The organism is Streptomyces sp. NPDC006624 (assembly GCF_040611555.1).
In the GTDB taxonomy this organism is placed as follows: domain Bacteria; phylum Actinomycetota; class Actinomycetes; order Streptomycetales; family Streptomycetaceae; genus Streptomyces.
In genome coordinates this window covers 27327-48574 of record NZ_JBEXOM010000017.1, presented here as the reverse complement: position 1 = coordinate 48574, position 21248 = coordinate 27327, and the positions used below count along the sequence as shown (strand labels likewise).

The 21248-nt window shown below is 74.3% G+C and carries 18 protein-coding genes and 1 pseudogene; 12 read left to right on the top strand and 7 right to left on the bottom strand.

Going from position 1 to position 21248, the window contains the following annotated elements; translation table 11 throughout:
• Positions 1-11: 11 nt before the first annotated feature.
• Positions 12-362 (bottom strand): helix-turn-helix domain-containing protein, encoded by a 351-nt coding sequence (locus tag ABZY20_RS27255; RefSeq protein WP_356444754.1) that lies wholly within the window; start codon positions 360-362, stop codon positions 12-14.
• A gap of 119 nt (positions 363-481) precedes the next feature.
• Here ABZY20_RS27255 and ABZY20_RS27250 point away from each other — a divergent pair, with 119 nt between their 5' ends.
• Positions 482-1561: an NADH:flavin oxidoreductase/NADH oxidase gene (locus tag ABZY20_RS27250; RefSeq protein WP_356444538.1), complete on the top strand. Its 1080-nt coding sequence runs from the start codon at positions 482-484 to the stop codon at positions 1559-1561.
• A 21-nt stretch (positions 1562-1582) separates the two neighbouring features.
• Here ABZY20_RS27250 and ABZY20_RS27245 read toward each other — a convergent pair whose 3' ends face one another.
• A complete protein-coding gene (locus ABZY20_RS27245; protein WP_356444537.1) occupies positions 1583-2899 on the bottom strand; it encodes a PHB depolymerase family esterase in 1317 nt (438 codons plus the stop codon).
• A gap of 598 nt (positions 2900-3497) precedes the next feature.
• On the opposite strand from ABZY20_RS27245, the pseudogene ABZY20_RS27240 reads away from it, so the two are divergent.
• Positions 3498-3902: pseudogene (locus tag ABZY20_RS27240) on the top strand (pectate lyase); the annotation flags it as partial.
• 53 nt (positions 3903-3955) lie between these two features.
• Positions 3956-4744, top strand: coding sequence for a pectate lyase (locus tag ABZY20_RS27235; protein WP_356444536.1), 789 nt, complete (start codon positions 3956-3958; stop codon positions 4742-4744).
• 90 nt (positions 4745-4834) lie between these two features.
• Here the strand turns inward: ABZY20_RS27235 and ABZY20_RS27230 are convergent, their stop codons facing one another.
• Entirely contained in the window at positions 4835-5002 is a 168-nt protein-coding gene (locus ABZY20_RS27230; RefSeq protein ID WP_356444774.1) for a hypothetical protein, read from the bottom strand.
• 162 nt (positions 5003-5164) lie between these two features.
• On the opposite strand from ABZY20_RS27230, the gene ABZY20_RS27225 reads away from it, so the two are divergent.
• A complete protein-coding gene (locus ABZY20_RS27225; RefSeq protein ID WP_356444535.1) occupies positions 5165-7477 on the top strand; it encodes a HEAT repeat domain-containing protein in 2313 nt (770 codons plus the stop codon).
• Between the two features lie 301 nt (positions 7478-7778).
• Here ABZY20_RS27225 and ABZY20_RS27220 read toward each other — a convergent pair whose 3' ends face one another.
• Entirely contained in the window at positions 7779-8363 is a 585-nt protein-coding gene (locus ABZY20_RS27220) for a hypothetical protein (protein WP_356444534.1), read from the bottom strand.
• Positions 8364-8539: 176 nt separating this feature from the next.
• Between ABZY20_RS27220 and ABZY20_RS27215 the strand changes: the two genes are divergently transcribed.
• The 4 genes from ABZY20_RS27215 to ABZY20_RS27200 all read left to right on the top strand — a co-directional run bounded on the left by ABZY20_RS27215 (position 8540) and on the right by ABZY20_RS27200 (position 12480).
• Positions 8540-9697, top strand: a complete 1158-nt coding sequence (locus tag ABZY20_RS27215; protein WP_356444533.1) for an exo-alpha-sialidase — start codon at positions 8540-8542, stop codon at positions 9695-9697.
• Positions 9698-9785: 88 nt separating this feature from the next.
• Positions 9786-10463: a uracil-DNA glycosylase gene (locus tag ABZY20_RS27210; RefSeq protein WP_356444532.1), complete on the top strand. Its 678-nt coding sequence runs from the start codon at positions 9786-9788 to the stop codon at positions 10461-10463.
• Complete coding sequence (locus tag ABZY20_RS27205) at positions 10460-11446, top strand: BadF/BadG/BcrA/BcrD ATPase family protein (protein ID WP_356444531.1); 987 nt, start codon at positions 10460-10462, stop codon at positions 11444-11446. Before ABZY20_RS27210 ends, ABZY20_RS27205 begins: the two co-directional genes overlap by 4 nt.
• A 110-nt stretch (positions 11447-11556) precedes the next feature.
• Positions 11557-12480 carry a hypothetical protein gene (locus ABZY20_RS27200; RefSeq protein ID WP_356444530.1) on the top strand — a complete coding sequence of 308 codons (924 nt, stop codon included), beginning with the start codon at positions 11557-11559 and terminating at the stop codon, positions 12478-12480.
• A gap of 78 nt (positions 12481-12558) precedes the next feature.
• Here ABZY20_RS27200 and ABZY20_RS27195 read toward each other — a convergent pair whose 3' ends face one another.
• Together ABZY20_RS27195 and ABZY20_RS27190 are read right to left on the bottom strand one after the other, a co-directional pair.
• The gene (locus ABZY20_RS27195) at positions 12559-13578 is read right to left on the bottom strand and encodes a lactonase family protein (RefSeq protein WP_356444529.1); all 1020 of its coding nucleotides are present in this window, start codon (positions 13576-13578) and stop codon (positions 12559-12561) included.
• A 180-nt stretch (positions 13579-13758) separates the two neighbouring features.
• On the bottom strand, positions 13759-15249 hold the full coding sequence (locus ABZY20_RS27190) for an FUSC family protein (RefSeq protein ID WP_356444528.1): 1491 nt from the start codon (positions 15247-15249) through the stop codon (positions 13759-13761).
• A gap of 196 nt (positions 15250-15445) precedes the next feature.
• Between ABZY20_RS27190 and ABZY20_RS27185 the strand changes: the two genes are divergently transcribed.
• From ABZY20_RS27185 to ABZY20_RS27170, 4 genes are all read left to right on the top strand, one after another.
• Positions 15446-15922 (top strand): Lrp/AsnC family transcriptional regulator, encoded by a 477-nt coding sequence (locus ABZY20_RS27185; protein WP_356444527.1) that lies wholly within the window; start codon positions 15446-15448, stop codon positions 15920-15922.
• Between the two features lie 43 nt (positions 15923-15965).
• Positions 15966-16661 carry an HAD family phosphatase gene (locus ABZY20_RS27180; RefSeq protein ID WP_356444525.1) on the top strand — a complete coding sequence of 232 codons (696 nt, stop codon included), beginning with the start codon at positions 15966-15968 and terminating at the stop codon, positions 16659-16661.
• 151 nt (positions 16662-16812) lie between these two features.
• Positions 16813-19626 (top strand): beta-L-arabinofuranosidase domain-containing protein, encoded by a 2814-nt coding sequence (locus ABZY20_RS27175; RefSeq protein ID WP_356444524.1) that lies wholly within the window; start codon positions 16813-16815, stop codon positions 19624-19626.
• 96 nt (positions 19627-19722) lie between these two features.
• A complete protein-coding gene (locus ABZY20_RS27170) occupies positions 19723-20484 on the top strand; it encodes a DUF4142 domain-containing protein (protein ID WP_356444522.1) in 762 nt (253 codons plus the stop codon).
• A 15-nt stretch (positions 20485-20499) separates the two neighbouring features.
• Here the strand turns inward: ABZY20_RS27170 and ABZY20_RS27165 are convergent, their stop codons facing one another.
• Positions 20500-21243, bottom strand: a complete 744-nt coding sequence (locus tag ABZY20_RS27165; protein WP_356444520.1) for a LysR family substrate-binding domain-containing protein — start codon at positions 21241-21243, stop codon at positions 20500-20502.
• Positions 21244-21248 lie beyond the last annotated feature (5 nt).

Here is a 21248-nt window from a genome sequence, read left to right as displayed (position 1 = left end):
CCGGCCCGCGCTCAGCCACTCCCCCGGGCCGACTGCCGCTCCGCCGCGTCGAGCAGCGCGTCCAGCAGCCCCGGGAACCGCTTCTCCAGGTCGTCCCGCCGCAGCCCGTTCATCTTGGCCGTCCCCCGGTACACCTGCCGGATCACGCCGCTCTCCCGCAGCACCCGGAAATGGTGCGTGGTGGTCGACTTGGTCACCGGCAGCTCGAAGTCCGAGCAGGACAACTCGGCGCTCCTCGCCGCGAGTTCCCGCACGATCTGCAGCCGCATCGGGTCGGAGAGCGCGTGCAGCACACCCTCGAGCCGGATCTCGTCGCGGACGGGATGCGGCAGGTCGCGGCTACTGACGGCGGGGGCGGTCACGACGGGCTCCACTTCCTCGGGAATCTCCATGGTACGAGAACCCTCGTAGTTTGACATCCACCGTACTACGATGCCTATCGTACGAGTCGACCCCGGCCCCGTGACGATTGGAGTCCGCCGTGACCGCGCTCTTCGAGCCCTGGACCCTGCGCGATGTGACCATCCCGAACCGCGTGTGGATGGCCCCGATGTGCCAGTACTCGGCGGCACCGCAGGGCCCGGAGGCGGGTGCCCCCACGGACTGGCACTTCGCGCACTACGCCGCCCGCGCGACCGGCGGCACCGGCCTGATCGTCGTCGAGGCCACCGCGGTGTCCCCGGAGGGCCGCATCTCCCCGTACGACCTGGGCATCTGGAACGACACGCAGGTCGAGGCGTTCCGCCGTATCACCGGCTTCCTCGCCGCGCAGGGCACCGTGCCCGCGATCCAGCTGGCGCACGCCGGCCGCAAGGCCTCGACGGAACGCCCGTGGAAGGGCGGCGCCCCGGTCGGCCCGGAGGGGCACGGCTGGGACTCCGTCGCACCGAGCGCGATCGCGTTCGACGAGCGGCACCCGGCCCCGGCCGAGCTGACCACCGACCAGATCCGCGCCGTCGTCGGGCAGTTCGCCGCCGCGGCCCGCCGCGCGCTCGCCGCCGGGTTCGAGATCGCCGAGATCCACGGCGCCCACGGCTATCTGATCAACGAGTTCCTCTCCCCGCACTCCAACCACCGCACCGACGCCTACGGCGGCTCGTACGGGAACCGCACCCGCTTCGCGCTCGAAGTCGTCGACGCCGTACGGGAGGTGTGGCCGCAGGACAAGCCGCTGTTCTTCCGCATCTCGGCGACCGACTGGCTCGACGAGGGCGGCTGGACCCCGGACGACACCGTCCGCTTCGCCGCCGACCTGCGCGAGCACGGCGTGGACCTGCTGGACGTCTCCACCGGCGGCAACGCCTCCGGCGTCCGCATCCCCACCGGCCCCGGCTACCAGGTGCCCTTCGCCGCCCGGGTGAAGAACGAGACGGCCCTGCCGGTCGCCGCGGTCGGACTCATCACCGACGCCGAGCAGGCCGAGAAGATCCTGGCCAACGGCGAGGCGGACGCCGTCCTGCTGGGGCGTGAGCTGCTGCGCAACCCGTCCTGGGCCCGGCACGCGGCGCGGGAACTCGGCGGCGAGGTGCGGGTGCCGGACCAGTACCACCGGTCGGTCTGACCCGGCGCCCGCCCACGCCCGTCAACCGGCCGCGCACGCCGTCCCGTTGAGGGTGAACGCGGCCGGAGCGGCGCTGTTGCCGCCGTGCCCGGCCTGATAGCCGATGCTGACGCTCGCGCCCGGCGCGATCGTGCCGTTGTACGACGCGTTCGTCGCGGTCACCGCCCCCGACGAGGGCGTGTAGGCGGCGCCCCAGCCGCCGGTGATGGTCTGCCCCGCGGGCAGCGTGAAGCCCAGCTTCCAGCCGTCGACGGTCGTCGTACCGGTGTTGGTGAGGGTCACGGAGGCGGTCAGACCGGTGCTCCAGGCGTTCACCGAGGTGCTCACCCTGCAGGCCCCCGGCTGGGGCTGGGGCGCCGGGCCGGAGGCGTCCAGGCCGAAGAACGTGAGCACGCGGGACGCCATGCCCTGGGCGTACAGGTTGTGGCCGACGCCCTCCAGGCTGACGGCCTCGACGGGGGCACGGTCACCGGTGCCTCCGTAGCGGGTGCGGTTCCAGCCGGGCCGGGGCGTGTCGGAGGCGGCCGGTGTCCCGCTCACGCCCTGTACGTTCGTCCACTGCTTGATCTGCTCCCCGAAGTTGGGGTAGCGCAGGACGTCGTCCTGGGTGCCGTGCCAGATCTGCATCCGCGGCCGGGGCCCGCCGTAGCCGGGGTACGCGTCGCGGACCAGGTCGCCCCACTCCTCGGGGGTGCGGGTGAGCGTGCCGCCCGAGCAGGCGCTGTTCCACTCGGAGCCGTCGGTGGTGGCGAAGCAGCCGAACGGGACGCCGGAGAAGGCGGCGCCCGCGGCGAACACGTCGGGGTAGACGCCGAGCAGGACGTTCGTCATCATCGCGCCGGAGGAGATGCCCGTGGCGAACACCCGGCCGGTGTCGGCGTCGTAGGTGCGGGTGACCCAGTCGATCATCGACTTGATGCCCACGGGGTCGCTGCCGCCGCCGCGCCGCAGCGCCTGCGGCGAGGAGACGTCGAAGCACTTGCTGCCGCGGGTGACGGACGGGTAGAGCACGATGAACCCGTACCGGTCGGCCAGCGTGTCGTACTCGGTGCCGTTGTACATGTCCGGACCCGAGCCGGTGCACCAGTGCACGGCGACCACGACCGCCGGGTTCGGCGTGACGCTCTCCGGCACGTACAGGTACATCCGCAGATCGCTGGGGTTCGCACCGAAGCCGGTGACCTCGGTGAGGGTGGCGGCGGGCACGGCCCGTTCGCGGGCGGCGGCAGCGGGCGCGGGGAGCGCGGTCGCCGCCGGCACGGACAGCAGCAGGGCGAGGAGCGCGAGGAGCACCGACCGCAGCGGTCTCCTCGCCGTGGGGCGGGGGGTGGCGGGCACGTCCGGGTCCCTTCCGTTGTCAGGCGCGGCGCACAGGACGCCGTGGGACGCTTCGGCGGGCGGGATGCGTCCGGGCCGGCGGCTCGGGCCGGCGGGGTGTCGTGGTCATCGCGGCCCGGCGAGTGGTCAGACTCGTGAACACCGGCCCGCCGGCGACCGTACGCATACGCGGGATCCTCATCGACTCGCCCTCTCCTGAAGGCTGCTGAAGGGAAGCGTCCGCTCGGCATGGTGACATGAACACGGCCGCCACGGAAGCGCTTTCACGCTTCGGCAGCCGCGATCGCAAGCGGCCGAATGTGTACTGCGCGAGGCGTTGACTAGAAAGCGCTTGCCGTCTACGTTCCGTTCAGCAGCGTGACCCGGAGACGCCGCCGCGAAGGCGTCCGCGGGAGCCTGCCCGGGCCGGAGACGTGCACCTCTGTGCCACGGCAGACACCCGGACCGGTTCCGCTCGCCGCGCACGACGACCAGCATCACAAACAGCGTTCATGTACATGATTACCAGCAGCTTGAGGTACCACGAAGGGACGCACCCCCCATGCGTACTCGCCCCCCACGCAGTCGCTTACGCAGATCCACCCTCGCGGTCGCCGCACTGGGCATCACCCACGGCGCGGACGGCGTCACGGTGTCGTGGAACATCCTCGAGAACCACTTCAAGGGCTCGCTCGTCGGCCACAGCGACAACAACGCGGGCGAGGACACCGGGCGCCTGAAGGTGACGTACCACCACAACCGCTTCGCGAACGCGTACTCGCGCATGGGCGCCCAACTGCTGGTCGAGAACAACGGCTTCCGCTCGACGAAGATCGCGGTCACCGCGAGCCGCAGCAGCGACGTCGACGGACACGCCAACCTGCGGGGCAACGCTCTCGGTGGAGCCGCGACCGAGATCTCGCGGGTCGGCACCTTCACCAGCCCGCCCTACGGCTGCTCGGCCGAGCCCGCCTCCTCCGTCACCGCCTCGGTGACGGCGGGCGCGGGCGCCGGAAAGCTCTGACCCCCGTCCATCCGGACACTCCCATCCGCTCCCACGACAGAAGGAATCGGGACATGACTTCTGCGACACGTCCGCGCGCCCGCAGGCGCGCACTGACCGGCGCGCTGGCCACCCTCGGCCTGTCGGTTGGCATGATCATGACTACCAACGCGCCGACGGCGAGCGCCGCCACCTGGCCGACGCCGAACGGCAGCCAGGGCACCTCCGCCACCATCTCCGTGTCCGGCACCAAGGACTACGGGATGAAGCGGTACTACGGCACCGGGGACCTGGCCGGCGACGGCCAGGAGGAGGGCCAGGACCCGATCTTCCGGCTCTCGGACGGCGCGGTGCTGAAGAACGTCATCCTCGGCGCCCCCGCGGCCGACGGCATCCACTGCGAGGGCAGCTGCACGCTGCAGAACGTCTGGTGGGAGGACGTCGGCGAGGACGCGGCCACCTTCCGCGGCGGCAACGGGGCGACGTACCAGGTGATCGGCGGCGGCGCCAAGAAGGCCGCGGACAAGGTCTTCCAGCACAACGGCGGCGGCACGCTGACCATCTCCAACTTCGCGGTGCAGGAGTTCAAGACGCTCTACCGCTCGTGCGGCGACTGCTCCACGCAGTACACGCGCAAGGTCAACCTCAACACCATCGACGTGACCGGCACGGGCTCCACCGCGCGGATCGTCGGCATCAACGTCAACCGCAACGACGTGGCGACGCTGCGCAACATCACGATCCGCAACGACGCCGGCCGCAAGGTCGTCCCCTGCCAGAAGTACAACAACAACACCGCGGTGGGGACCGGCCCGGACAGCACCAACTGCCTCTACTCCAGCTCGGACATCACCTACAAGTAGCCCTGGCACGCCCCGGGTGCACAGCGATCCCCCCACGGTGAAGGCGGCCGTGCGAAGCGTCCCGGCGGGCGTTTCGCACGGCCGTCCGCGTCACGCGCCCCGCACGCGCGCGTGCACCGCCCCGGTCAGCTCCCGCTGGTAGCCCGTGTACGCCGCGCGCAGCTCGGCCCCCGGCCAGCCGGCCGTCGCCGACGCGTTCTGCGCGACCCGGCCCGGGGGTGACTGGGGGCACGCGTTCGGGACGCTGCCCGCGGGCACCGGGCTGGACCGGATCCTGGAACGTTCGCTGCCCGCCGGGGACTGAACGACAGTCAGCCAACCAGCACACAGTTCGCGCACAGTCATCTCCCGATTCCGCTTGGTTGTCGGTGCCGTGGTGCAGACTCCCCGTCAGTCGGTACTTCGCGTGGGGAGGACAACGTGTTCAGGGGGATCGACGAGGTCGACTGGGCCTCGCTGCGGCATGCGCACGGCAGCGCGGAGGACGTGCCCGGACTGCTGCGGGGACTGGCCTCCGCCGATCCCGTCGAGCGGCAGACCGCGCTCGACGGGATGTACGGCGCGGTGCACCACCGGGGAGACGTCTGCGAGGCGACGCTCGCCTGTGTTCCGTTTCTCCTCGCGCTCGCCGGCCGCGAGGAGGTGCGGGACCGGGCGGGGGTGGTGGAACTCCTCGTCAGCATCGGCGGCATCGAGGGCGCCCGCGGTGATCTGGCGGCACGCGCGCGTGCCGCCCTGCGCGCGGACGGCGAGGTCTTCGTACGGCTCGCCGGGGACGCGGACGCCGGGGTGCGCCGGGCGGTCCCGGCGGCGCTCGTGCGGTTCCTCGACGACCCGGCCCGGGTGCTGGCCCTGCTGCGGGAGCGGATCACGGTCGAGCGGGACGACCGGGTGCTGCTCGCCCTCGCCGAGGCCGTCGGCCTGCTGGCCCGGCGGCACCGGCCGGCCCGCGGCACCGGCCCGGCGGCCGACGCGGTGCGCCTGCTGACCGAGCTGAGCGAGCCCCCGTACGGGCCCGGGCTGCGGCTCGCCGCACTCGGCCAGCTCGCCGGATGCGCCCCGCAGTCGCTTCCCGCGGATCTCGTACCGACCGTCGTCCGGCTGCTCAGGGACAGATCCGGGCAGCGCACGCGCGCGAGACACCCCCACGACTGCCCCCACACCGACACGCTCGCCGTCCGGCTGCGGCGGCTGCGGCCCTCGGACGAGGAGGGCTCGCAGCTGCTGCGGACCCTGCACGGCGCGCTCGGCAGCCGGGTGGCCGACCGGGTGGCCCTGCTGCGCGGGCAACTGACCAGCCCGGACCCGCTCGACCGGTGCAACGCCGTGTGGATGGCGGCCGGGCTGTTCCGCGAGTGGCGCGGCGACCACGCGGAGCCCGTCACGCTCATAGCGGCCCAACTGGGCTCCGAGGAGAGCCGGTTGCACGACGCGGCGGTCACCGTCCTGCTGGAGCTGTACGACCTGGCCGCCCCCGCCGCCGACCATCTGCACGCGCTGCTGACCTACCGCCCGGCGCTGCGGGTGCGTCACGGGGAGCGGGGCGCACCGCGGCTGGGCGGTCCGCTCAAGGCCCTGGCCCGCACCGGTGACCCGCGGGCCGTGCCGCTGCTGGCCGAGGTGCTCGCCGGCCCGGTCGTACCGGACGACCTGGGGCTGGTCACGCCCCATCTGGGACGTGCCGCCGCGCCCCTCGCCCCGGCGCTGCGGCGGCGCCTCGCGCGGGTGCCGCTCGACGGGCCCGCCACGCGCGAGCGGGCCGTGCCGCTGCTGACGGCGCTCCGGGCCCTGGGCGACGCCGAGTCCGTGCCGTCGGTGCTGCGCGTGTTACGGGGCGCACCGGACGGTCCCCGCCCCGCTGCCGCCGTCACCGACGCGGCGGTCCGGGCCCTCGGCGCCTTCGGCAGCGCGGCGCGCGAGGCGATACCCGACCTGCGCGTGCTGCTGGACACCGACTGCGCGGTCACCGCCGCGGAGGCACTGTGGTCGGTCACGGGTGGCGGTGGCACGGACGCCGTGCTGCCTGTGCTGATACGGGAGTTGACGGAGACCGGGGGCGGCGGCCCGCGCCCCGGGGCGGCCGCCCGGGCGACGGACACCGGCAGCGGCGGGTCCGCCGATGTGGCGGTCCGGGCACCGTCGGACGCCGGGAGCGCCGGGGCCCTCGATGTGGTGGCCCGCGCGCTGGAGGACGCCGGGAGCGGCGGGCTCCCCGACCTGGCGGCCCGCGTGCCGGAGGAACCAGGGAGAGGCGGATCCCCCCACGGGGCGACCGGCGCGCCGGACCGCGGCGGTGACGGATCCCGCCGTCCGGCGTCCCGCGCGCCGGACGCCGGCGAAGGCGGCCGGTCCCGTCGCGTGGACGCCGCGGGGCTCCTCGGACGCCTGGGACCGGCGGCCCGTCCGGCGCTGCCCGCGCTGCGGCGGATGACCGGCTCGGGCGACGCGCTGGAGCGGGTGGCCGCCGCGTGCGCGGTGTGGCGGGTGGCCGGGGAGCCGGAGCAGGTCGTTCCCGTGCTGCGCGCCGCGTGGGAGGAACACCCTCGTACACGGACGACGATCGCCGGGTGCGTCTCGGGCCTGGGACCGGCGGGCACACCCCTGCACGACCTGCTGCGGGCCGAACTGGCCTCCCCCCGGCGACACCGCTCCGACACCGGCGGCCAGGTCATCCGCGCCGACCTGGAGCTGATACGGGTGTGCGGGCAGGTGCTGTCCGGGGAAGGGCGGTAGGGCATCCGAGGCGTCGCCACGATCGCCGGATGCGTCTCGGCCCCGGGACCGGCGGGCACACCCCTGCACGACCTGCTGCGGGCCGAACTGGCCTCCCCCCGGCGACACCGCACCGACACCGGCGGCCAGGTCATCCGCGCCGACCTGGAGCTGATGCGAGTGTGCGGGCAGGTGGTATCCGGGGAGGGGCGGTAGGGCCCGCGACGGACCTCACGCTCCTACGGGGGTTCAGGCAAGTGCGGTCGTCCAGGACGGGTGGGCGGGCAGCCGAGGCGCCGCGGCGGCCGGGCCCCGTACCGTCTCACCCCGTCGTCCGCCCCCACATCGGGCCGAAGCGGGACCACTCGGCTTCCCACTGGTCGATGCGGTGGCACTCCAGGCGGCTGCGGAGGGCGCGGCCTGCGAGGAGCGGGACGGCGGCGGCGCTGAGGCCCGCCACGCCGCCGATGAGCACGGCCCGGACACGGGCCTGCGACGCGGTGACGGGCCGGGTGACCTGGCGGCCCCCGGGGTCCGTCCACACGGTGACCGGCGTCCCGGCCGCGCTGCCCGCCGGGACCCGGAGCTGCCCGGAGTGCGCGGAACCGTCCCCCGCGGTCCAGGTCGCCTCCGCCCACACCGGTTCGGCGTGGGAGGCGCGGCCGTCGGCGGAGGGCGTTCCGGGGGCCCGCTCGGCGAGGTGGGCCACGGCGGGGCGCCACTCGGCGCGCTCCCGGGCCAGGCCGTCCTCGACCGAGCGGCTCACCGACGTACCGGCCAGCAGCCCGGCGAGGGCGGTGAGCGTCCACACGCCCAGCACGACCCAGGCCTCGATCCTGTCGGCGCGGCGCTTGAGCGGATTGCGCCGCCAGCGCCACAGCCACACCTTCGGACCACGTAACGCCATCGTGGGCATCCTCCTCACGAGCGCATGACCATCCCGCCGCCTTCCCCATACGGAGGATCGGCCCCGGACGCTCACCGCGTCCCCCGGGCGTGGGCTCTTTCACAGGCCCGAACCCGCGCCGACGGCCCCGACACCGCCCTGACCTGGACCTGAGCCGGACGCAGGGGTCACTGTCAGTGGTGGGGTGCAGACTGTCCGGTGTCCTAGACGAAGGCGTCGAAGGGGACGCCGCGGAGGTGATCGGCATGACCGAGGTACTGCTCGCCGTGGGCACGCGCAAGGGCCTGTTCATCGGGCGCAGGCGGGGCGGCGGCCCCTGGGAGTTCGACGAGCGTCCCTACTTCAACGCGCAGGCCGTGTGCTCGGTCGCGATCGACACCCGCGCCGCCACCCCGCGCCTGCTCGCCGGCGGCGACAGCGCGCACTGGGGCCCGTCCGTCTTCCACTCCGACGACCTCGGCCGGACGTGGACCGAACCGGCCCGGCCCGCGGTCAAGTTCCCCAAGGACACGGGTGCCTCCCTGGAGCGGGTGTGGCAGCTGCACCCGGCCGCGGCGGAGCCGGACGTGGTGTACGCGGGCACGGAACCGGCCGCGCTGTACCGCTCGGAGGACCGCGGGGAGACGTTCGAGCTGATCCGTCCCCTGTGGGAGCACCCGACGCGGTCGAAGTGGGTGCCCGGCGGCGGCGGCGAGGGGCTGCACACGGTGCTCACCGACGCGCGCGACCCGCGGGCGGTGACGGTCGCCGTCTCGACGGCCGGCGTGTTCCGCACGCTGGACGGCGGCGCGAGCTGGACGCCCTCCAACACGGGCGTCTCCGCGGTGTTCCTGCCCGACCCGAACCCGGAGTTCGGCCAGTGCGTGCACAAGGTCGCCCGGGACGCGGTGAACCCGGACCGGCTGTACCTGCAGAACCACTGGGGTGTGTACCGCAGCGACGACGCGGGCGCGCACTGGACGGACATCGGCGACGGCCTGCCCTCCACCTTCGGCTTCGCGGTGGCGGCGCACCCCCACAGAGGGGACACGGCGTACGTGTTCCCCATCAACGCCGACGCCGACCGGGTCCCGGCCGGCCGCCGCTGCCGGGTCTACCGGACGGCGGACGCGGGCAAGACCTGGGAGCCGCTCGCGGCGGGGCTGCCCCAGGAGGACCACTACGGCACGGTGCTGCGCGACGCCATGTGCACCGACGACGCGGACCCGGCGGGCGTCTACTTCGGCAACCGCAACGGCGAGGTGTTCGCCTCCGCGGACGACGGCGACAGCTGGCAGCAGCTCGCCGCGCATCTGCCGGACGTGCTGTGCGTGCGGGCCGCCGTGGTCGGATGAGGCGGCGGACGCCGCGCCCCGAGCGGTTACGGACGGGCCTTGGCCACCGGTTGATCTCCGCTGCCCGTACGGCAGTAGGGTGACGCCCGTGGCTCCACGACCCTTGCATGAAATCGTCGAAGCAGGCTGGGCGAAGGCCCTGGAACCGGTGACCGAGCGCGTCGCCGCGATGGGGGACTTCCTGCGCGCGGAGATCGCCGCGGGACGCACCTACCTCCCGGCCGGGCCGAACGTCCTGCGCGCCTTCCAGCAGCCCTTCGACGACGTGCGCGTCCTGATCGTCGGTCAGGACCCGTATCCGACCCCGGGGCACGCGGTGGGGCTGTCGTTCTCGGTCGCGCCCGAGGTGCGGCCGCTGCCCGGCAGCCTCATCAACATCTACCGGGAGCTGACCGCCGACCTGGGCCTGCCCCAGCCCTCCAACGGCGACCTCACACCGTGGACGCGGCAGGGCGTGCTGCTGCTCAACAGGGCCCTCACGACGGCCCCGCGCAAGCCCGGCGCCCACCGGGGCAAGGGCTGGGAGGAGGTCACCGAGCAGGCGATCCGGGCCCTGGCCGCGCGCGGCAAGCCGCTGGTGTCCATCCTGTGGGGGCGCGACGCCCGCAACGTGCGCCCGCTGCTGGGCGATCTGCCCTCCGTGGAGTCCGCCCACCCCTCCCCCATGTCCGCGGACCGGGGCTTCTTCGGCTCCCGCCCGTTCAGCCGGGCCAACGACCTGCTGATCCGCCAGGGCGGCCAACCGGTGGACTGGCGTCTGCCGTGACCGGGGCGGCGGACGGCTCCGGTTTCCTCGCCGTGGACTCCGGCGGGTCCGGGCTCCGGGCGGTGGTGGGCACCGCAGGGCGGGGAGCGCTGGCCCGGCGTTCCTCCGGGGAGCCGGTCCGCACCGGCGAGCGGGGCATCGACCCCCGGCACTTCATGGCGCGACTCGTCCCGCTGGTGCGGGCGTTGACCGAGGAGAGCGGGCCGGTGCGGCTGGAGGCGGCGGTCGTCGGCGCGGCCGGGCTCGCCTCGCTCGGTGACGCGCTGCGCGCCGAACTGCCGGGCGCCCTGGCCCGGGAGCTGGGCGTGCGCAGGGTCGCGTTGGCGGCCGACGCCGTCACCGCGTACGTCGGTGCCCTCGGCTCCCGGCCGGGGGCGGTGATCGCCGGGGGCACGGGGCTCATCGCGATCGGCATGGACGGGACCGGCTGGCGCCGCGCGGACGGCTGGGGGCATCTGCTGGGCGACTGCGGGGGCGGTGCCTGGATCGGCAGGGCCGGACTCGAGGCCGCGCTGCGCGCCCACGACGGGCGCGAAGGCGGCTCGGCCCGGTTGCTGGAGTGCGCCGAGGAGATGTTCGGGCCCGTGCGCGGGCTTCCCGCAGCGCTGTATCCACGGCCGGACCGGCCCGCCGTGCTCGCGTCCTTCGCGCCCTCCGTGGCGGCCTGCGCGGACGGGGACCCGGTCGCGGCGGGCATCCTGCGCGCGGCCGCCGGGCACATGGCCGGCTCCGCGGCGGCGGTGTGCCCGTCCGGCGGTGAGCCGCCGGTCGCCGTCACCGGCGGCCTGTTCAAGCTGGGCGCCGCGCTTCTCGGCCCCCTGGACGAGGCCTTGACCGAGCGGCTGCCGCGGGCCCGGCGGGTGCCCGCCGAAGGCGATCCGCTGGACGGCTCGGTGCGCATGGCCGCCGAGCTGAGCACCGGGACACTCAGCCTGCCGTGTGACCCGGCGATGCTCACCGTGACCGCCCGATCGGGTGATTGACCCCATCGCGCCCGAATCGTACGTAACTCATCAGACAAAACAGGACGGATACCGCTCACCTGCACCCTCCCCGAACAGGGGAGCCCAGGAAACCAGTAACATGCGGCGCCATGAGTTCCCCCACTGGGCCCGCGGATGGCCTGCCAGTACGAATGCCGCGCCCCCGCCAGCCCGGACGGCACCGCCGTCCCGAGCCGCTGGTCGCTCCCGAGGGCGCGCCCGCGCTCGTCCTCGCCGTGCCGGGGACGCCCAGTAGCGCCACGCGCAGCCTCGCCGAGGAGGTCGTGAGCATCGCCCGCTCCGAGCTGCCCGGCCTCGACGCCCGGATCGGGTACCTCGACGGGGACACCGAGGAGTTCCCCTCGCTGCAGGCCGTGCTCGTGCGCGCCGCCGAGGAGCGCACGGCCCGTTTCGAGCAGGCGCGCGCCGCCGGGATGGACGTCAAGGCGCCCGACGGCCCCGTCGCGGTCGTCGTGCCGCTGCTCGCCGGCCCGGACAGCGCGCTGCTGCGCCGGGTCCGCCAGGCCGTCATGGAGAGCCGTATCGCGGCCGAGCTGACCGATGTCCTCGGCCCGCACCCGCTGCTCGCCGAGGCGCTGCACGTGCGGCTCTCGGAGGCCGGTCTGGCCCGCGCCGACCGCGCCCGCCTGTTCACCGTGGCGACCGCCGCCGACGGCATCATCCTGGCGTCCGTGGGCGGTGACGAGGCCGTGCAGGCGGCCGGGATCACCGGCATGCTGCTCGCCGCGCGCCTGGCGGTGCCGGTGATGGCGGCGGCCCTGGACCAGGAGGGTTCCATCGCGTCCGTCGCCGAGCAGCTGCGGTCCTCCGGCTCGCAGCAACTGGCCCTGGCGCCGTACCTGATCGGCCCGGAGATCGAGCCGGGGCTGGTCGAGGAGGCGGCGAAGGAGGCGGAGTGCTCCGCGTCCGAGTCGCTCGGCCCGTACCCGGCGATCGGGAAGCTGGCCCTGGCCAAGTACACGACGGCGCTGGGCATCACGCCGCAGCAGCCGCAGGGCGCGCCGGTGCGCTGACGCCCCGGTGTGATCCGGAAAGGCCCGCTCCGCTTCGGAGCGGGCCTTCGCCGTGAGGGGGCGGGCTTCCCGGTCCCGTCAGGCGATGACCACGCAGGAGGCCGCCGGGACGCCGACCGAGCCCGCGCGTTGGGGAACCCCCGTCAGCGGGTCGGTGGCGAACCAGGTCACCTCGCCCGAGCGCTCGTTGGCGACGTACAGGAAGGTCCCGGACGCGGTGAGGGCGCGCGGCCAGCGGCCCCCGCAGGGGACGGTGGTGACGAGCCGCAGGTCGTCGTCCTGCGCCGCCAGGACGGACAGGACGTCCTCGCCCCTGGTCGCGGTCCACACGAACCGGCCGTCGGGTGAGACGGCGATACCCGAGGGGTAGGCGTCGCCCGCCGGGGCGCCGGGCAGGACGGGGGTCTCGGTCAGGGGCGTCAGCACGCCGCCGGCCGCGTCCCAGCGGCAGACGGTGACGGACGGGCTGAGCTCGTGGACGACGTAGGCGTGCCGGCCGTCCGGGTGGAAGGCCAGGTGGCGCGGTCCGGAGCCGGGCCGCAGGGCGGTCTCCCGGTGCGCGACCGGCACGCCGTCCGCCAGGGTGCACACCCGCACGGAGTCCGTGCCGAGGTCGACGCTGACGGCCCAGCGGCCGCTCGGGTCGGGCTGCACCTGGTGGGCGTGCGGCCCCTGCTGGCGCGCGGTGCACGGACCCCGGCCGGTGTGCCGCAGGACTCCGGAGGCGCTCGCGGCGAGCGAGCCGTCGGGGCGGACGGGGACGGCGGTGACGCTGCCGGAGCCGTAGTTGGCCGTCAGGACGTGCCCGGCGAAGAGGGTGAGGTGCGTCGGGCCGTTGGCGTCGACGCGTACGGGCGGGCCGGCCGGCTCGGGCTCGTCCCCGTGCACGCGGTAGGCGGCCACCGTGCCCACGGCCGTCTCACTGACCGCGTACAGCGTCCGCCCGTCGGGAGCCAGGGCGAGGTAGGAGGGGTCCGGGACGTCGTTCACGGTGCTGAGGACGGTCAGGGCGCCGGCGGCGTCGACCTCCGCCGTCACGATGCCGGGTCCGCCGGCCGCCGTGTACGACCCGATGAACGCCCGCCTGCCGTCCGCCACCGCTGTCCCCTCTCGCCCTTGTGCCGCCCGCGTGGCACCCGCGGTCGTCCGCCGGGGCCCTCCACGGCCGCCGGGACGCGTCCGTCACGGCCACCGGGGAGGACCGTGCGGCGCCGTCCGCGGGACCGCGCAGCCGATCATGCGCGGTCTAGACCAAAGGGTCAAGGGTGGGGACGGGGTTCAGGCCCCGACCAGCGGCGAGCCGGGCGGTGTGCGCAGCGGGCGGGCGAGTTCGGCCAGGGCCCGCTCCAGGCCGTGCAGATGGGCGAGGGCGGGCTCCGCGAGGGGCGCCCCGTCGGGGTGGACGGCGATGTCCCGGCCCTCGGTGAGCGCCTCGACCGCGGCCTCCACGCGCCGGCAGGCCGTGGCCAGACGGGCGTCGTGCGAGGCCTCCGGGTCGGCGGCGACGGCGACCAGGCCGCGGACCTCCCGGGCGCAGTCGTCGAGCAGGCCGAGGACGTGCCGGGCCCGTCGCTTGCGGCCGCGCATCGGGTTCAGCGGGTGCACCAGCGGGGCGACCGAGAGCCGTACCCGGCCGAGCAGCTGCTCCAGCTCCGCCACCCGCGGGCCGGGGTCGGCCCCGGGCGCCCCCGCGAGCCGCTGCGCGGTCTCCACGGCGCAGGCGTGCACGCAGCGCAGGGCGCGCCGGATCCAGGCGTCGGTGACGCTGTGCGTGGTGACGGGCAGCACGAAGATCACGGCCAGGGCGGCGCCGAGCGCCCCGACCCCGGTCTCGGCGAGCCGCAGGGCGAGCAGCCCCGGGCCGAGCACGCCGAGGAGGCCGTAGAGCAGTCCGGCCAGCAGGGTCACCCAGAGCATCATCCAGGTGTAGGACACGGCGGCCGTGTAGAAGACGCCGAAGACGCAGGCGGCGGCGATCAGGGCCGTGACGGCCGGGTCCCCGTGCACGGGGACGGCGACGAGCAGGCCGAGGGCGATGCCGATGACCGTGCCGAGCAGCCGGCGGAAGCCGCGCACGAGGGTCTCGCCGCGCGAGGTGGTGTTGACGAAGATCCACCAGGTCGCGCCGACGGCCCAGTACCAGCGCTGTCCGGAGACCAGCTGGCCCACGACGAGGGCGAAGCCCGCCCCGGCGGTGGCCTGGACGGCCTGGCGGGTGGTGACGCGGGCCAGGCCGGTGCCGCCCGGCGGGGCGGGCACGACGGCCGGGGGCAGGCGGCGCTCGTAGCACCACAGGCCGAAGCGCACCGCGGCGGCGGCGAGGACGGACAGCAGGACCGCGGCGTACAGCTCGGGCAGCTGGTCGCCGGTGGCGTGCAGGAACTGCGCCACGAAGAAGGTCATGAACGCGAAGACGCCGAGGCTGTGCCCGCGCGGACCCCAGCGGCGCGCGTACACGCCCGCGCCGACCACGGCGAGGAAGGTGAGGTCCCGGGCCACCGGGTGGTCGTGGAGCTGGGCCGCGGCGGTGAGCACGGGCAGGCCGACGGCGGGCAGCAGGGCGGTGGTGACCGCCTGGGCCCGGACGGTGGCGTCGGTGACGGTGAACAGGGCGAGCAGGGCGGCCAGCCCTCCGGTGACGGCTCCCGTGAGGGAGTGCCCGGCGAGGCCGCACAGGGCGACCGCGAGCGCGATGCCGACGACGGCACGCGTGGCGAACCGCAGCCGCGTCCGCCCCGGATCCGGAGCCGTGAACACCCTCTTCAGCACCGCCTACCGCCCCCTTCGCGCACCGCGCATGAGCAAGCATGAAAAAGGCGCCGCGGGATCCGCAGCGCCATCGACCCCTCCATATGAGCACCTCAGGCACCACTGGCTCAACTCGCTCCTTCTAGACTGGGCCATCGGCACAGCCCCGGCCGCCGGTCGGCGGCCACGACAGAGCCAACGGACGAGGAGGCGCGCCATGGCCGTGGACGAGCTCGACACCCGCATCCTGCGGCTGCTGCTGGAGCAGCCGCGTACGAGCGTGCGCGAGTACGCCCGGATCCTCGGTGTGGCCCGGGGCACCCTGCAGGCGCGGCTGGACCGGCTGGAGCGCACGGGGGTGATCACCGGCACGGCGCCGGCCCTGTCCCCCGCCGCCCTCGGCCATCCGGTGCTGGCGTTCGTGCACATCGAGGTGACCCAGGGGCACCTGGACGAGGTGGGCGACGAGCTGGCCGCGGTGCCGGAGATCGTCGAGGCGTTCTCGATCACGGGCGGCGGTGATCTGCTGGCCCGGGTCGTGGCGCGGGACAACGGGCACCTGGAGGACGTCGTCCAGAAGCTGATCAGCATGCCCGGGGTCGTGCGCACCCGTACGGAGGTCGCGCTGCGCGAGCGGGTGCCGCACCGGCTGCTGCCGCTGGTGGAGTCGATCGGGCGGGCTGCCCGCTCCTGACCCCTCACCGTTTGCGGATCATGGTCTTTGGCATGCTGACACCATGAGCACCCTCGGCGACGTGTCGGTCATCTTCGATCTCGACGGAACGCTCGTGGACAGCGAGCCCCACTACTTCGAGGCGGGCCGGCAGACGCTCGCCGCGCACGGCGTCACCGGTTTCGGCTGGGCGGACCACGAGGGGTACGTGGGCATCAGCACGCTGGAGACCGTCGCCGACTGGAAGGAGCGGTACGGCCTGCGGGCGTCCGTCGAGGAGCTGTTCGCCGACAAGAACCGCCGCTACCTGGACCTCGCCCGCCGCTCCACGCGCGCGTACCCGGAGATGCGCAGGTTCGTCGAGCTGCTGGCGGCCGGGGGCGTGCCCATGGCGGTGGCCTCCGGGTCCTCGCCCGAGGCCATCGAGGCGGTGCTGGCGGGTACGGGGCTCGACGCCTGCCTGCGGACCGTCGTCTCGGCCGACGAGGTGGCGCGGGGCAAGCCCGCTCCGGACGTCTTCCTGGAGGCGGCCCGCCGGCTCGGGGCGGATCCGTCGCGCTGCGTGGTGCTGGAGGACGCGCCCCCGGGAGCCGCCGCGGCCCACGCGGCGGGCATGCGCTGCATCGCGATCCCGTACGTCCCTGCGCAGGCGGACGCCCCGGAGTTCGCCACGGCGGGCCTGCTGCTCCGGGGCGGCCAGCAGGAGTTCACGGCCCGGGCCGCGTACGACTGGCTGGCGCGTTCGGCCCGGCTTTCTTGAACTCCTCTCGCCCGGCCCGTTGACGCCCTGCCGTCGCCTTCCTAGGGTCTGGTCGGCTTTCCGTACAGTGTTCGACATCTCGGCCAAAAGGGCCGCTCCCGAACACCGTCGACCTGGACCCGTGGACCCGTGGACCCCTGGAGGCGCACACATGGCACGGCCCTTCTCCCGACGATCCGTTCTCCAGGCCGCGGCCCTCGCCGCGGCCGTCCCCGCTCCCGCCCGAGCGGCCACCGGGCGGGGCGCGGCGGCTCCCGCGTCGGCCGCCGGCGTCCCGTCCGCCTGGAGCGTCCGGCCCTTCGGGCTGGAGGACGTGAGCCTCGGCCAGGGCGTCTTCGCCCGCAAACGGGAGCTGATGCTGGACCACGCGCGCGGTTACGACGTGAACCGGCTGCTGCAGGTGTTCCGCGCCAACGCCGGTCTGGCCACGGGCGGCGCCGTCGCCCCGGGCGGCTGGGAGGGCCTGGACGGCGAGGCCAACGGCAACCTGCGCGGCCACTACACCGGCCACTTCCTGACCATGCTGGCGCAGGCGTACCGGAGCACGGGCGAGCAGGTCTTCGCCGACCGGATCGCCACCGTGGTCGGGGCGCTGACCGAGGTGCGCGCGGCGCTGCGGCGCGATCCCGCGGTGCTGAACGCCGAGGGGCGGTTCGGGCCCGCCGCGGACCAGGTGCGCGGCTCCCACCAGTACGTCGACCTGCCGGCGACGGTGCTCGGCGGGGCTTCGGCGGTCACGCTCTCCGTCTGGGTGCGGCCCACGCACGACGCGGACTGGACGCGCGTCTTCGACTTCGGCGACGACACCGGCCGCTACCTGTACCTGGCCGCCCGCAACCGGTCCGGGGTGCCGCGCTTCGCGATCACGGCCTCGGGCGCCGGCGGCGAGCAGGGCCTCGACGGCACGGCGCCGCTGCCGCCCGGCCGGTGGAGCCACCTGGCGGTCACCCTCGCCGACGGCACCGGCACGCTCTGGGTCGACGGCACCGCCGTCGCCCGCGACACCGCGATGAGCCTCACCCCGGCGGCGCTCGGCACGCTCCGGAACAACTGGCTGGGCCGCTCCAACTACTCCGCCGACCCGGTCTTCGCGGGCGCCTTCGAGGAGTTCAACGTCTTCTCGCGGGCGCTGACCGCCGCCGAGATCACCGAACTGGCCGGCCGCCGGGCCGCCGACGCCTCGACCGGCCGGGGCGACCTGGCGTCGTACGCGCTGAACGAGACGTCCGGCGGGACCTTCGCGGACGCCTCCGGCCGCAACCCGGCCGCCACGCTGCGCCGCACCTGGGGCGGGCCGAGCCACCCCGGGTTCCTCGCCGCGTACCCGGAGACGCAGTTCATCGACCTGGAGTCCCGGACCACCTCCGACTACACCAAGGTCTGGGCGCCGTACTACACCGCGCACAAGATCCTCCAGGGGCTGCTCGACGCGCACACCGCCACGGACGACGCCCGGGCCCTGGATCTCGCGTCCGGCATGGGCGACTGGATGCACGCGCGGCTGTCCGGGCTGCCGGCGTCCACGCTGCAGCGCATGTGGGGGCTGTTCTCCAGCGGGGAGTTCGGCGGCATCGTGGAGGCGATCTGCGACCTGCACACCCGCACCGGCAGGGCCGAACACCTGGCGCTGGCCCGGCTGTTCGACCTCGACCGGCTGATCGACGCGTGCGCGGCGGGCACCGACGTCCTCGACGGGCTGCACGCCAACCAGCACATCCCGATCTTCACCGGCTACGCGCGGCTGTACGACGAGACGGGCGAGGAGCGCTACCTGACCTCGGCGAAGAACTTCTGGGACATGGTCGTACCGCACCGCATGTACGGCATCGGCGGCACCAGCACCCAGGAGTTCTTCAAGGCCCGGGGCGTCATCGCGGGCACCCTCGGCCCGGCCACGGCCGAGACCTGCTGCGCCTACAACATGCTCAAGCTGAGCCGGACCCTGTTCTTCCACGAGCAGGATGCGAAGTACATGGACTACTACGAGCGGGCCCTGTACAACCAGGTGCTCGGCTCCAAGCAGGACCGGCCCGACGCGGAGAAACCGCTCGTCACCTACTTCGTCGGGCTGACTCCCGGTCATGTCCGCGACTACACGCCCAAGCAGGGCACCACCTGCTGCGAGGGCACCGGCATGGAGAGCGCCACGAAGTACCAGGACTCGGTGTACTTCGCGCAGGCCGACGGCAGCGCCCTCTACGTCAACCTGTACAGCCCGTCCCGGCTGACCTGGGTGGAGCGGGGCGTCACGGTCACGCAGAGCACCCGCTACCCGCGGGAGCAGGGCAGCACGCTGGTCGTCGGCGGCGGCCCGGCCTCCTTCGCACTGCGGCTGCGGGTGCCGGCGTGGGCCGCGGCCGGGTTCCGGGTGACCGTCAACGGGCGTGCGGTGTCCGGGACCCCGCGGCCGGGGAGCTACTTCGAGGTGTCCCGGACCTGGCGGGCCGGCGACACCGTCCGCGTCGCCCTGCCGTTCCGGATGCGGGTGGAGAAGGCCCCGGACGACGCGTCCCTGCAGACCCTGTTCCACGGACCGGTCAACCTGGTCGCACGCGACGCCGCCACCGGGTACCTGGAGACGGCGCTGTACGGCGGGGCCGGTCTGTCCGGCGATCTGGCGCCCTCGTTCGAGCCGGTGCCCGGCGAGCCGCTGCACTTCACGCTCGGCGGGAGGTTGTGGGTGCCGTTCTCGGAGGGGACGGAGGACCCGGCGCACGCCTACTTCCGCCGCGCGGAGCCGAGGGTGGTGTTCAGCGGCCGGGACGCGGGCGTCGCCAACCCGGCCCGGGACGACGGCTCCACGCTCCTGGACGAGATCTGGGCCGGGGCGCCGTTCTCCGCCAAGGGCGCCCTGGTGGCACGGGTGCGGTCCACGGTCGGCGCGTGGGTGACGGCCGGGCTGCTGAGCAGGGCCGACGGCGACCAGGTGGTGCGGACGGCGGCTGCGGCCTCGTACGCGCCCTGAGCACGGGCCGTCGAACTTTTTCGCGGCGCGGGTGATTGTTTCGCCGTCGGCATCCGTACCTCTGGGTGTTGGGCCGTTTCTTTCCCAGGAGGCACGATGCGCATCTCGCGCAGCACGGCAGGAACCGCGTTCGTGGGCGGTGCGTTGGTCCTTACGCTCAGCGCGCTCGCCTACCCCAGCATGCTGGGTGTGCAGAACACGGCCTCCGGCCAGGACCGCATCATCGCCAACACCCAGTGGGGTCCGCTGACCGAGGCCGACCGGGACTTCGTGGTCCGTGTGCGCGCGGCCGGCCTGTGGGAGTACCCCCTGGGACAGATGGCGATGGAGCGGGGCACCACACCGGCGATGAAGGAGGTCGCCAAGCACCTGCTCGTGGGGCACGGGCGGCTGGACGCCACCTGCCGCAAGATCGCCACGGACATGAACATCACCCTGCCGAACGAGCCGTCGCCGCAGCAGCAGCAGTTCGTGGCGACGGCGGAAGGCAGCACCGGCAAGGAGTTCGACTCCACCGCCGTGACCATCATGCGCGTCGCGCACGGCGGCATCTTCCCCACGATCGCCAAGATCCGGGCCACCACGCGCAACAGCCTGGTGCGGGCGCTCGCCGACCAGACCAACGACACCGTGCTGGACCACATCACGATTCTGGAGAAGACCGGTCTGGTCAACCACGAGCAGGTCGCCTTCCAGATCACCGCCCCGGCCAAGCTGCCCGAGGAGCAGACCACGCCGCCGCCTCCGCAGGCGGGTGCGCCGGTGCGGGTGCTGCCGGTCCCCGAGGACCTGAAGGACTTCCAGACGGTCGCCCCCAATCCGTCCTTCGGGCCGGGGCCGACTCCGGCGGCGGGCTGAGCGAGGGCGCCGGGCTCAGGAGCGGCGGCGGGGCCCGCCCCGCCTGCCGCCCTTGGGGGCTCCGCCCGAGGCACCGCGCCGGTTCGCTCCCGACGTTTTCCGCGGCTGCGGCGTGCGCTTCGGCTTCTCCTGGGCCGGCGCCTGCCGCCGTCCCCGCGTGCTGTTGACCGTCCGGCCGCGCACGATGCCGATGAAGTCCTCCACCAGGTCCGTCGTCGCGTCCTGCGGCCAGGCCAGGGCCACGCTCGACTCGGGGGCGTCCGCGAGGGGCCGGTGGGTGAGGTCCTTGCGGTGGTGGAGGCGGGCCAGCGACAGGGGGACGATCAGGACCCCGATGCCGGCCGCGACCAGTTCGACGGCGTCGGCCGTGGTGGCGGGGCGTTCGAAGGCGGGCTGCCCGGGCAGGCCCCGCTCCCAGTCGAGGACGTCGTCGAGGGGGTGCAGCACGATCTCGTCGGACAGGTCCTCGGGCGTCACCTCGTCGACGGCCGTGACCAGGTGGTCCTTCGGCACCACGACGACCGTCTGCTCGGTGTAGAGGGGGATCGCGCTGAAGACCGCACGGTCCACGGGCAGCCGGACGAGACCCGCGTCGGCCTCCCCGTCGCGCAGCCGCCCGGCCGCCGCTCCGGCGGGCACCTGCGTGAGGGCCAGCGGGACGCCGGGCTGCCGCTCGTTCCAGATACGCACCCACTTGTCGGGCATCACGCCGGGGACGTACACGAGCCGGAACGGGGAAGGTGCTTCCGAGCCTGTCACCTGGC